This window comes from Bartonella sp. CL100XZDX, from assembly GCF_042195375.1.
Classification (GTDB): domain Bacteria; phylum Pseudomonadota; class Alphaproteobacteria; order Rhizobiales; family Rhizobiaceae; genus Bartonella.
Genome location: NZ_JBHIOH010000040.1, coordinates 1 through 13,160, shown reverse-complemented (window position 1 = coordinate 13,160; position 13,160 = coordinate 1). Strand labels below are relative to the sequence as shown.

At 41.3% G+C, this 13,160-nt stretch carries 10 protein-coding genes and 1 pseudogene; 4 read left to right on the top strand and 7 right to left on the bottom strand.

Annotation, left to right across the window (positions count from 1 at the left end; genetic code table 11):
* From ACFILU_RS03835 to ACFILU_RS03820, 4 genes and pseudogenes are all read left to right on the top strand, one after another.
* A pseudogene (locus ACFILU_RS03835) lies at positions 1 to 4,607 on the top strand (hemagglutinin repeat-containing protein); the annotation flags it as partial.
* Positions 4,604 to 5,011 carry a hypothetical protein gene (locus ACFILU_RS03830; protein WP_375674821.1) on the top strand — a complete coding sequence of 136 codons (408 nt, stop codon included), beginning with the start codon at positions 4,604 to 4,606 and terminating at the stop codon, positions 5,009 to 5,011. The pseudogene ACFILU_RS03835 and the gene ACFILU_RS03830, both read left to right, overlap by 4 nt.
* Positions 4,995 to 5,177 (top strand): hypothetical protein, encoded by a 183-nt coding sequence (locus tag ACFILU_RS03825; RefSeq protein WP_375674820.1) that lies wholly within the window; start codon positions 4,995 to 4,997, stop codon positions 5,175 to 5,177. The genes ACFILU_RS03830 and ACFILU_RS03825 overlap by 17 nt, the downstream gene beginning before the upstream one ends.
* Entirely contained in the window at positions 5,177 to 5,536 is a 360-nt protein-coding gene (locus ACFILU_RS03820) for a hypothetical protein (protein ID WP_375608402.1), read from the top strand. Before ACFILU_RS03825 ends, ACFILU_RS03820 begins: the two co-directional genes overlap by 1 nt.
* Positions 5,537 to 5,635: 99 nt before the next feature.
* Here the strand turns inward: ACFILU_RS03820 and ACFILU_RS03815 are convergent, their stop codons facing one another.
* The 7 genes from ACFILU_RS03815 to ACFILU_RS03785 form a co-directional block, all read right to left on the bottom strand.
* A complete protein-coding gene (locus tag ACFILU_RS03815) occupies positions 5,636 to 5,836 on the bottom strand; it encodes a helix-turn-helix transcriptional regulator (RefSeq protein WP_375674818.1) in 201 nt (66 codons plus the stop codon).
* 207 nt (positions 5,837 to 6,043) lie between these two features.
* Complete coding sequence (locus ACFILU_RS03810; RefSeq protein WP_375674816.1) at positions 6,044 to 7,207, bottom strand: tyrosine-type recombinase/integrase; 1,164 nt, start codon at positions 7,205 to 7,207, stop codon at positions 6,044 to 6,046.
* 2,139 nt (positions 7,208 to 9,346) lie between these two features.
* The gene (virB11, locus tag ACFILU_RS03805; protein ID WP_375674814.1) at positions 9,347 to 10,408 is read right to left on the bottom strand and encodes a P-type DNA transfer ATPase VirB11; all 1,062 of its coding nucleotides are present in this window, start codon (positions 10,406 to 10,408) and stop codon (positions 9,347 to 9,349) included.
* Positions 10,383 to 11,540, bottom strand: coding sequence for a type IV secretion system protein VirB10 (gene virB10, locus ACFILU_RS03800; protein WP_375643059.1), 1,158 nt, complete (start codon positions 11,538 to 11,540; stop codon positions 10,383 to 10,385). Before virB10 ends, virB11 begins: the two co-directional genes overlap by 26 nt.
* Entirely contained in the window at positions 11,540 to 12,349 is an 810-nt protein-coding gene (gene virB9 / locus ACFILU_RS03795) for a P-type conjugative transfer protein VirB9 (RefSeq protein ID WP_273790052.1), read from the bottom strand. Before virB9 ends, virB10 begins: the two co-directional genes overlap by 1 nt.
* 13 nt (positions 12,350 to 12,362) lie before the next feature.
* Positions 12,363 to 13,064: a virB8 family protein gene (locus ACFILU_RS03790; RefSeq protein ID WP_273790051.1), complete on the bottom strand. Its 702-nt coding sequence runs from the start codon at positions 13,062 to 13,064 to the stop codon at positions 12,363 to 12,365.
* Positions 13,061 to 13,160 (bottom strand): TrwH protein (locus ACFILU_RS03785; RefSeq protein ID WP_375674823.1); only part of this gene is annotated, 100 nt, incomplete at its 5' end. The genes ACFILU_RS03785 and ACFILU_RS03790, both read right to left, overlap by 4 nt.

Here is a 13,160-nt window from a genome sequence, read left to right as displayed (position 1 = left end):
CAAAGGTTCCTTTATTCCTGGAAGTGATGCCATTGAACAAGTCAAAACCTTGCTGGATGTCGGGGCAGACTATGCAAAAGCCCACAATCTCCCCTTTGGTGAGGCTTTGAGTGAAGAACAATTGGCTTCTCTAGAAGCCCCGATGGTGATTTATGTGCGCCAACAGGTCAAGGGCATGGATGTTTACGCACCGGTGCTTTACATCCCTGAAAAAGACAGAGCCTCCTTTGTTTCTGCTGGGGCTTTGATCATGGGCGATGATGTCAATATCACCAGCCAAAATACAAGCAATTCCACAATAACTAATTCAGGGCGGATTGCGGCAAACCACCAATTGCATGTGCATGGCGGGGATATCCTCAGTCAAGGGGGGCATTTTGCGGCGGGTGGGGATGCTGTTATCCTTGCGGAGAAGAATATTCGTTTAGATGCAGGGCGCACAACGGTTGACGGCGTGGAGACCGTTTTAAACACCGAAGCGCTTTCTACTGGTGGCAATGCGACAGTTCTTGCCAAGCAAGATATCACAGCCTCAGGGGTGGAGATCACCACCGGAGGTGATCTTGCCATGGCTACAGAACAAGGCAACTTGACGATCGGTTCAGCAGAAACCCATTACCATGATGAACAGGGTGATGCCACCATGCATCATAAATCGGCGTTAAACTCTGGAGGATCGACGACACTTCTCTCTGGACAAGATTTGAATATCTTAGGCTCTGATGTTCAAGCAACGGATAAACTTTCCTTACAGGCAAAAGAAAACGTTTCGATTGATGCCACGCGCAACAGTGCCAATAGCCATCGCGGGGATCAAACTTCTCATGTTGCCGTGCACAATGGCTCTCATTTAAGTTCTGGAAAAGATACCACTGTCATCTCAGGTCAAGATATCCATATTGCTGCTTCCGATATAGATGCCAAGGGCAATGTTGCTCTTGGTGCCCAAGGGGAGATAACAATAGGGGTGAGAAACGATGAGATGGAGTATCATCTTCGCACCAAAAACACGAAAGTGGACATGCAAGCTTCTCATGCCGTTGGATCTTCGATAAAATCGGGAGGTGACACCACTGTCATTGCAGGGCAGGATGGGAAATCGCATGACCTTAGCATCACAGGCAGTTCCATTGCGGCTGATGGCAAGGTAGGGCTGAAAGCCAGCAACGATGTCCTGATCAATAATGCAGAGGATAGCTTACATTATGAGATGTCGTATCACAAAGAGGGTGGAGCATTCAGTAGCAGCAAATCTGAGCATAACAAGATGGATGTGAGCCAAGTTGTGGGGTCAAGCATAACAGGGGGGGAAGGCATTGCCATTGATTCCGGAAACAACACGGAAGTTGTCTCCTCGACGCTCATAGCCGGTAAGGCAGAGGAAACGTCAGGAGAGAAAGCACCAGGAGAACAGAAACAAGCGGATATTACCATTCACTCTGGGGGAAAGATTACTATCAAAGGCGCCCAAGAACATTTGGATCAACAAGCACAATCGTCATCAAGTGGCTTTTTGCATGAGAAATCGTCCGATACATCTCAATCGCATACCACAACGGTCTCCTCTATCCTTGGGGCAACGGGCAACATCGTGTTAGACGCACAAGGAGAAGCCAAGATTTCTGCTTCTCATCTGCTTTCCGGTCAAGATATCAATGTGAGCGGAGAAAGTGTGACGATTGATGGCATGACAGATCATCATAAGAGCCATTCAGAGGAGCATGAAACAGGTTTTGGTGTGGGATCAGGCAAGGGCTTTGTGTCGATATACGGGAGTGAGGGAAAGACAGAAAATGAAGAGAGTTTTGAACATCAAGGTTCTTCTCTCAATGCGGATGGTACGATCAACATCACTGCCAAGAAAAAAGATGTGACAATTGTTGGCTCTGATCTTGCAGGTGAGAATATTAACCTTTCGGCAGCGCGTGATGTCAAGGTGCTTGTTGGTCATAATAGCCATTCCTCAAGCTCAAAGGAAGAACGCACAGGTTTTGGCATTCAGTTTGAAAAGAGCAACAGCGGTGCTTCTGTAGGTTTTGGAATTGCAAGCGCCAAAGATACGGGCGATCAATGGGAAACCACTTCCACACAATCACACATCACGGCACGCCAAGATGTGCAGATTACTGCTGACAATGATGTGAATTTACAAGCAACCATTGTTTCGGCGGATCGTGATGTCAACATTGATGCCGGCAATAATATCACCCTATCAGAAAGCTATGATACCTCTAACGCAAAAGAAAAGCATGAAAAGTCTTTTGCTGGTGTGACAACTTCCGTTGATATCGGTGTCCTTGGCACGGTACAAGGACTAAAAGATGCCGCAGATCACATGAATAATAAGGATGGCAATAACACCGTTATTAATGGCATACTGACTGGCATGAAAATCAATCACCTCTTTAACAAAGGCAGGAATTTTGTTAATTGGCTGACTGGCAATACGGGGGAAAAGGGGAACACAACCAAAGGACTGAGTAGCTCATTAGGAGGATTGGGGGGCTCCACCAAGGATGCTCTTGCCAATCTGGTTGGTGCATCTGGCAGTGTAACCGTGGGCTTTAAAACAGAAAAAACGGAGGCATCTGTTCAGACATCTACCGCAGTGACAGATAGCATAGAAGGTGGACGCGCTGTTAACATGCATGCCCACAAAGGCAGCATCCATGGTGTTGGCGCTGATGTTATTGCTGGTACCAATCCAATCTATGTGCTGGAAAATGATGCACAGAGCGGAAATATCACTATGGAAGCAGGTGAAGATATCACCTTTGAAAGTGCACAAAACACGCAAAGCACACAAAACAGCAGTGAAAGTGCTTCAATGAGTGTTGGCACCGGTTATGGCACGGGTGGCGCAGGGGCAACGGGTAGTGCTGCTTTTAGTCAAGGGGAAGGTTCCAGTGAGGAAGTTCAACACAAAAACAGCCATATTATAGGTAGTGGCACAGTTCACACCAACAGTGGGGCAAACACCACATTGGCAGGCGCCGTGGTTTCTGGAGAGCGTGTAGAAATGGAAGTAGGGGGTGATTTTGCCATTACCAGCCGCAGTGATACGGGACAAACTTCCAGCAAGCAAAACTCTGTTTCTGTTGGGTTTGGTGCTGGACAAACGGGTGGTGGGGGCTCCATGAGCGCCTCTTTCCAAAAGGATAAATCCTCCAGCGATTATCATAGTGTTGTGGAGCAATCAGGCATCAAAGCGGGTGATGGCGGCTTTAATATCATAGTTAAAGACAAAACAACGCTGACCGGAGGCATCATTGCCAGCACCGCGCCGGCAGATAAAAACAGCCTGACCACTGGAAGCATTAGCACCAGTGATATCAGCAACAGTGCCCATGCTAAAGCCAGCAGCCATGGGTTTAGCATTTCTGGGAATGACACGATAAAAAACATTGCCAAGAATGTTTTAAATCACGGCAAAGCCAAGGATGGAGCAGAAGGGGAAACCAAATCTGCTATCAGCGATGGGACTATCATCCTTACTGATATAACTGGACAGAGGGCGATGGGGCAAGATGCTGGACAAATCATTGGCTCTCTCAACCGCAACACCGCAGCAGCACACCAGGCAGTAGGACAGCTAGATGTCGCACCGCTTGAGGATATATTGCGTAATCGTTTAGGTATGAGAAATAAATGGGTAGATGAATGGGTTGATATATGGGATGGGGTTCGTAAAATGGCATTTTATGTTGACCATCCAGTGGGTGAGGTTGCGCATGATGAAAATGGCAATGTCCTCTATTTAACCGATGAAAATGGAAAACCTATAAAAGGCCGTGATGGAAAATATATCACTCTGTATCACTTTTTAAAGCCAGAGGAAGAAAAGCATTTACAAAAAGGCCCTAATGGTGCTGTTTATATGTTCTACAATGGCATTTTTAATTCACCAGATGATGCTGCGGGTAATGCTGTCCAATTGGCTGTTAATAAAAATGGTCCCCTTTATTTTACATACTTTCCCAAGCTGATGATGTGCTGGTAGAATTAGGGGTAGCATATTATCAAAAGTTTTGGGAGGGTAGCACTTGGGGATTGAGTAATTCGACCAAGAAGTTCCAAGATTTTATCTATCGTTATGGCAATGACAATGCTATTGTTAGTGGGCATAGCCGGGGTACCTTAACAATACGCAATGGAGCAAATGACTTGCAAGAACATGGTATCCACAGTGTAGCCAAGAAAACAGACTTCTATCTTGTTGGAGCGGCTGCTCACATGCAATCGATGGCCAATACAGTAGATTATCTAAGCGATGGCGAAAAAAATTATACTACATACAAGGTCATATGTTAGACCCCATTAGTACAGTGATTGGTTACAATTGGCCTACGGCTTATAAGGCACCTTTAAATCTAGATTTTTCACTTTTGGAGAAAGGTATAAAAAATCCTTTTTATATGACGATATTTGTAGCAAACAGTTTATTTACTATAGCAACTAATCCTCTCAGAGAGATGGGGAGAGCGGTCTTGGGCCTTAACCCGAGCCCCCATAATTGTTATGCTGATGCGAGTGATGCGTGTAGATGGAATTACGGTTCATTTGATTTTAAAAAACTTTATTCAACGAGAACAGGGAACAAAAAATGAAAATGTTTTTTAATTTATTAAGCCTGCTCATTTTGTTAACGGTTACTGGATGTGACATTGAAAACATTGACAAACCTGCTCCAGGGTACGTGAGTATGTGGGAGAAGTCAGGTGCGGATTCTACTGAGGTAGGAAAAGCCTTATTAGAATGTGGAATGCCGAGTCTTATCGATCCTGATTCAGAAAATAGAAAGCAGAGCATCAATGCAAAAGCAACAACTTATACATGTATGATTCAAGCAGGATTCCGTTATAAAGGGGGAGGGAGTCCGTGTTATACTTTTAAAGAGGAAAACCTCCCCATTTGTCAGCCTGGTGCTGTCATCCCACAGAGAAGTGTCGAAAAGCGCTTAAACAGCCCGTTTTGTAGAAGGTATAAAAACGCGGATGAATGCAAGCCTTAGTGATGATCAACAATCTGCCATCCTTGCCTTTGCTTGGAATGGTGGAATTGTTTTCTCAACCAACCATTTCAATATTGTTCACCGTTGTTTAAACAGCGGTGACAGAAAATATCAACAAGCTTATGAGCTGTTTATTGTAAATAAATCCATTGAAAGAGGGGAATAATGAAGAAAATCTTAAAACTATTGAGTTGTATAGCTCTGTTAAGTATCACTGGATGTGTTAACTCAATTCCCTCACTTTCTCCAGCATTATGGAGAAATAAAATACTTTTAGAATGTGGAGTACCGGACCTTAATAAGGTTGTGGCGCTAGATTTGAATCAATTTGCCAGTATTGAAATGTGTATGGCGCAATCAGGTTTTCGCCCTAGCTTTACAATACAAGATTGGTGTGAGAACCATAAATCAGACAACCTTCCCATATGTCGTCCTGGTGCTGTCATGCCTCAGCGAAGTGTTGAGAGACGCTTAAATAGCCCTTATTGTAAAAAGCATTCAGAACAACTTGAATGCAAACCTTAGGTCTTGCTTCAGCAGAGAAAGCTTTGAATTTACACCAAATAAAGCTCCAGGTTGATGAGTTTGAGAAAGCCTTGTCCGTCCTTATGTGACAAGGTTTTTTTATGCCGCGTCGTTATAACGTTGCTGTTTTGCTTGCTCGATTATATTCAAAAGATCCGATTGTAACCAACGCGATAAAAAACCAAATTTTAGGGGTTTGGGGAGAGAGCCATTAGTTACATGACGGCGGAAAGTTGAGACACTCATATGAAGCAATTTTGCACTTTCACGGTCTGTCAAAAGAATATCATTTTCTGTCATATTAAAATCCTTTCTATCAAAAAATGAGAACAAATCATAACTATTTATTAACCACATTTTGGTTCATTTTTGAAGGTATTTTATTCATAGAAAACAATATTTTATCATATAATTTCTGATGTGATAATTTATGAATCTTATTGAGAGAGAATGAGAGAGAAGAGAGCTAAAGTTATCCACAGATAATGGGGTTATGCACCCCATATCTTAAGATTGACCCGTGACATAAGCCGCCCATTTATCCATATAAACACGGCGCTGTTCTAGATAATCAGTACGACGATAGGCACGCTCTACTTTGCCGCCAACTGTATGACTTAGAATAGTTTCAGCGACCTCATAGGGGGCATCGGTTGTTTCAGCAAGCCAATCGCGTAAACTAGAACGAAACCCATGCAGGCAGGCATCAAGTCCAATTTTTTGCATGTATTGAGCCATACAGCGTGCAGAAAGGGGACCCCGACCTGTTGCAGAAAAAAAGAAATCATTGCGAGATAAAAGGCGCGCTTGTTTTAAAATATCTAATGCTTCTGTTGATAAAGGGACGCGAAATTCTGTTGTAGCATCACGCCTTCCTTTCATATTCTCAGCAGGAATAGTCCATATATCGCCATCAACTTGATCTTTATGAATATGGCGTATAGGATTTGTACGAACGCCTGTCAGAATAAGCAAACGTAAAGCCAGTTGTGTCATTGTTGTTTCGCAAAGTGTTTTATAAAAAGCCGGAACCTTTCTCCAATCCATAGCTGGAAAATTTTGCGTTTTATGACGTTGTTTGCCTAAGAGAGCACGTGCTTTTTCTGTTGCTTGTAAATCAACATCCAATCCTAACGCAGCCGCATGTTTAAGACAAAGATTAAGACGTATCAATGCTTTCTCTGCTGTTGCAGCTTTTGTATGCCAAATAGGAGCAAGGGTATTGCGTATCTCTGTTTGAGTAATCTCTGAAACGGGTAAACAGCCTAATTTGGGAAGAATATGCAGTTTTAAAGGTGCAAACCAGATTCCGTCTTTACCATCCCCTTTTAATTCAGCTTTACGACTTTCAAAAGCATCCACGGCAATATCTTTTAAGTAATGAAGATTGCTTATTGCCTCACGCTTTTGTTTATTACGCTCTTTAATGGGGTCACGACCTTCACGAAGAACAGAACGCCACCCAGTTGCCAATTCACGGGCTTGTTTTAAAGAGACATCTCGCAACGCTCCCAAGCCCATTTCACGGCGGCGTCCGTGAAGGGTATAACGATAAATCCATTGAGCACCTCCATCTTTACGCTTATGAAGTAACAAGCCAGCACCATCATTATATTTGCCAGCCCCCAATGTTGCGACAGATCTTGCATTAAGACGGTTCATAAGAGCCATTTTTAGTCCTTTCTTATATAAATTTTATCCACACATTCATCCCGCTTGTGACGTGCAAGGGAATGATTTTGATTGATTCAACATAGAGAGGTTTGAAATGAGAGAATCTTACGTTATTCGAGACTCTCATTCAATATGCAAAACAGTGAATTATCATTATAAATCAATGCCTTGTCGTGCGTGTAAAAAGCTTCACCCTTTGAGGTGTGATAGGTGGAGTCTGTTAGCCAATTACGTAAACTAGAGCGAAATTTACGTGGACAGGTTTTCAGACTAATCTCTCTTATATATTGTGATAGGAAACTCACATTAATAAGGACCACGACCGGTTGCAGAAAAAAGAAATCATTGCGAAAAAACAAGCACGCTTGTTTTAAAATTTTTAATGCTTCTGATCATAAGGGTATGCTGAAATCTCCTGTAGTATTACGCAGACCTTTTATATTCTCAAGCCAAGAATTGTCCATATATCCCCTTCAATCTGATTTTCACGAATTGATGCAAGGGATGGTAGAAACCTCTGTAAGAATAAGCAGACGCAAAGCCAGTTGTATCATTATTGTTGTTTTGCAGAGTGTTTGATAAAAATCTGGAACATTTCTCCAATTCATTGCCTGTTCATTAATGACTTTATGGCGTTGTTTTTCTAAAAAAGCTTTTGCTGTTGCAGCTTTTACTTACCAGATGGGAGTTAAGAGTATTACGTATCTCTCGTTGGCGTAATCTTTGAAATCGGTATACAGCCTCCTAATTTGAGGAGAATATGAAGCTGTAAAGGTGCAAACCAGTTTCTATTTTGCCGTCATTTTTTAGTTCAGTTTTATGACTTTCAAAAGTATCTAGAGTAATGTCTTTTAAATAATAGAGATTATGCATTGCTTCACGCTTTTGTTTCTCTCGTTTTTTAATAAGATCACAATCCTTATACAAAACAGAACGCCCCAACCCAAATACACCTGGCTTGTCAATTTATGCGCTTGTTTTAAAGAAACCTTATCTTTAAGGAGCCCCAGCTCATTTCGCGACAGTGCTCGTGGATGGTATAATGGTAAAGCTCCGATGAATAATATAAAATTTATAGAGCATCTCCATTTTTACACTTCATAAAAGAGCAAGTTGGGTGCCATTAGACACTTTGCAAACTCCCAATGTTGCGACAGTTTTTGGCATTTTGGATGGTTTATAAAAGGTATTTTTAGTGCTTTTTTGTACAGTTTCATTCTATACGGCTTTATTCGCTTGTAATGTGCAAGAGCATGGTTTTGGTTAATAGACAGCTTTGAAATGAGAGAATCTTACGGTATTAAGATCTTTTATCCAACACGCAAAATAATGAACACTCTTTATAAATCAATGTGACGTGGCTTAAGAAGAGGGATTGTATATCTGTGCTTTTAGGAATTTTTGCTTTTTGAGGTGCAGAGAAGAGAGCAGGAATATTCAGAGAGTAGAGCTTACCTGTGTAGTCTATGGATATCCTCTTTAGGATGGGGACATAAGCTACGTGATATGGTTAGCAAAGCTTGCTTAAGAGAAATTTAGTTGTTTACGAACAGCCGTAGGTTAAGAATCTTTCTTCGTCCGAAGAAGACGTCGATATGCCACTATACTTTTTATTACCAAATAGAATGTGGTTTATGGATGCTAAATCGAAATGATAGTTTATTTCGTATGAGGTTTTCCGTATCTGGAGATTGTTTGGTGAAAAAACATATTTATTAATCACTTGAAAATAGCGCTTAGAATTTTTAAACGATAAGTTTTGGTCTTGATTGACGATAATTATTTATTATGATTGAAAGGACCTGTTTTACGAAGCTTTCATTGATATGCGAATCAAAATTTCTTCTTTTCTTTTGTTGAAATATTTATTTTATAGCTATTTTTTTGCATTAAACATACTTTTTCAAAAGATAAATGGGAAGAATGATCAAAGGTAAGAGAATAGAGAGAGCCTTATGTATAATTTGTTTTTCTCGTAGAGTTGTTGTCTATTAACTTTTTTCTTCTTTTATTCATGAAGAGTGTAGAAGATCCATTGGAAAAGAAAAGAGAATAGGAAAAGTTAAATAAATAGCCGTAACAATTAGTTACGGCTATTGTTTGTTTGTATCATCTTACCGAGAGAGGAAGCTCCCCTTAAGTGATTTTTGATTTAGCAAAAATTGGGTCGTAAAAGACTTCAGAGAGTTTTCTATCTTTAAAGAACAACACTACGTCAACTGTTGTATAGAGAACGATTTTTATCATTTCTAACTCGAGTTGCCGGCCAACTTCTGATCTTTTAATCAAGGTGGCACATCGTTCAAATGTCTGCAAAGCGCTGTTGGCATGCGTCGTTGTAATCGATCCGGGATGGCCAGTGTTGAGCGAATTGAGATATTCCCATGCCTCATTGCCTCGCAATTCAGCGAGAAAAATTCGGTCGGGCGACTGACGCATACACGCATCTAGACACTCTTCAGCTGAAACACGGCCTACATTGTTACCATAAATCATATGTACATGATTGGGATGATTGGGTAGAAAAAGCTCATGAACATCTTCAATTGTGATAATACGCTCCTCTACAGGAACCTTTTCAATTAAAGAGCGGGCAAATGTTGTTTTACCAGATCCTGTTTTACCTGCAATAATAATGTTGCGTTTGTGAAGGACGCATTCTTGTAAAAATTCAAGAATTTTTCCATCACGTTTATGTTGCAAAAGTTGAACTTCAAATGGTTCCAACCGTGTGAAGTCCTGCTTCGATAACAAGTTATTGGCTTCTTTTGCTGAAGGCTTATTAAAACTTACATCAGAAAAATCGTCAAATGCCCCTTCTTCTTTGAGTTCTTCTAACGTCTTAACTATAAGAGAATGTTTACGAATTACAAAGGAAAGAGCACCATCAACAACAGCTGGTGTTTGTATAATTGTACCACGTTGTCCACCAGGCAAGAGCACATAATTAATACTTCTGGGAGCCATACCGTTATAAACGATAATAGCTGTAATAAGCGTTTGCAAAAAAGTGGTTGTTAACTCTGGTACGCTATGTACTTGCCAACCCTTAAAGCTTTTCGTCCATACTTCATAGGGGCGGCAAATCGATAATTCAGTGATCGTGGGATCTTCTAAGAAACAATCAAGCGGTTGCAGAAGCTGAAAAACTGCTTGATCTTTCTGTATCGGGTTAACGTGTGACGAGACTGTAGACATTGCTGAAATCCAGATCACGAGCAACAAAAATATTTACTCGTTCGCCTTGGTTTTTGTAAAGTGTTGGTGTGATATTGATGGAATTTTGAAGAACATCGATTGCTATAGATTCAGCATTCTGAGCATCTTTATTTTGTGAATTCTCTTTATTTTCTTTGCTGCTTTTATTAACTTTTCCTCTTACCCATTCTCCTAAATCACCGATAATGCTTACCATAATTGCACTACCAAATCTCTCCCAAAAATGTCTGTCAACCCAGCCACCAATACCCGCTTCACCCAGAGGACCTGTGCCTGGTGAGTCAAGATTGACAACAACACCAGAAGGCGTTTCGATGCGTAACCATTGCACAAACACGCGCGTTTGTCCTTGTTGTATGCCACTTTGGTAAAAACCAACGACTTTAGAACCACGGTCAAGCAAAACAACACGTCCACTTGTGGAATAAATATCGCGTGTTAAATAGCACGTCGTCATTCCGGGTTGTGATGTAATGATCTTTGTTTCTAACGTACAATCTATTTGCGTTCCTTGTGTAATCAAAAAGTCACGGTTACGAAGTTGCATCGCATGTGATTGACCTAAACGCACGGGCTGAAGGTTATCAAATAATACGCCATTACCTGTATCATTATTCGATGCTTTATTATTCGTATCTGTAGATCCTTCGCTACCACCGTTGTTAAGGCTAGAACTGAGCATACGTTTGCGTGCTAATTCTTCAGAATCTTGGAGCATATGTGGAGGAATGGCTGTTTGAAGAAGTTTACTCAAGGCCGGTGGAATATCTAGGCTTGAATCTTCTATTTGTGTTGATTTTTCTGCTTCTTCTACAATTTTTGGCTCTTCTATAATCCGAGGGACATAGTTTGGTATAATTTGCTGTACTATTTGTTGTGGTTTTTCTTCCTCAACTTCCACGGTATTACGCATTTTAAAAGCTTTCCAAGTCAAGGCAATCGGTATCGCTACTATGACAACAAGTCCTACCATTAACAATGCACGGGTACCTGGAACTGTCGGACGACGTTCAGAACCTAGTTCCGACCCTCCATAGGTACCTTCAATATGTTTTTGCTCGACGTTATCCAGTTTTGTACCTTTTCCCTCTCCTTCCTTATTGTCAAACATCATTTTCCTCCTTTATTGATACGATAAACCACCGAAGATACTGTCCCTGTTGTGTTTGGTACGCCGCCATTGGGGTCATAGGCTTCATTAAAAACAGCTAGAGCGCGTTTACCAAGCCGTATGAGCCATTTAGGATTGACCTTATGAACGGCGATAATATCATTAGAACTGCCGATAACGGTGCGTGGTATTAAGCTTTCATTTCCTTCAGCATCTACGACATAAATCGATGGCATATCCATGTTAGCGGGAAATTTGAAATAAGTAATACGCCCATTGTCCCAAGCATTTATCGGAGCAATATCTTGGTGACCGCTCATGGTATAACTGAGATTATAGCCGTTGACGCTTTGGTGAAAACCACGTTCAATCGCAAGGCGTCTATTGTTTTCTTCTGACTTTTCATCGTTTGAATCGGGATAATGGAAAGCCAATTCATAAGTTGATCCCGCACGGTCATTCCGAAACTGTAGTCGGAATTTGTAACTCCGTTTGTCAGTTACAACGATGAGATTGGTATTGGCAAGCTCTGCTTTTGGTTTAATAAAAATATGCCGCCCTTTATGAGCAAAGGCATAGGCTTCAGAATCGCCAAAGGCATGAGTTATATACTGTTCACCTTCTTCAAGAATAATATGTGTTGCCACACCAAGAACTGTTTCAATTTGAACCACATCGGCTTCGTTATATGTTATATAGCGAATGCGGTGATCATATTGTGAATTTGATGGACTTTTGAGCGCCTGCACAGGTACCGTATAAAGAGAAGAAAACGAAGACAATAGAACAACGAACGCAAGTTTTTTCATAACAATCAATTCCTTAATCATTCAACAGTATTTCTGGGTCAGAACGGTAACTTGTTACTTGAAAACCAAGGGGGTTAAGCAATCGATCAGATGATTTCATGGGTGCACCGATATAGGTGTAACCAATTGTTGCAATCTGGTGCTGCTTTGGTCCAGTAGCAGCACCGTTGCTGTCAAGTTGCTGAGTCGTAAAACGTACAGTTGCTTGACCGAGTCCATTAGGCTGGATTGATCGTACTTTAACTGTGATACGTGCTTTGTTGGAAAGCACTTTGTCCCGTGCATTTTCTCCATCATAGATTTTATAATATTCTTGTTGAACAGATGCCGCACTTAAAAGTGCTGTTGTGTCATAGTTCAGTTGAATGGTATCGTAGTCGTAAGTTTCGCGGTTAAGCACATATTGGTTTAGCCAATACCTATCTACAACTTCACCATAGCTTTCTTCGTGTTCACGCATGATTGAGATAACATCAACTGCACCCGTCGTATTATCAACGCGCAATACTAAAGGAGTTGGAGCTGGTTGAGAAAATCCAACAACTCCACATATCATACCGAATAAGCCAAAAAGACCCACAGTACTCGCGACACGCCATGCCGTTCTGCGCGACCTTATAAATTCATTGATAAGATCACGTTCTAAGCCACGGCTTTCTTCGTAATAACTTCTAAGTTGTTCGGCTTTCACTGGTTTTGCTTGTTTTGTTTTCATCTGTCTCCTCGCTTAATTTCGGCAGGGATTGTTTTATTAATAGGCACCCGGTTCCTATCATTTGGCTGTTTTAGCTTTGGTGCTAATACACAAGCC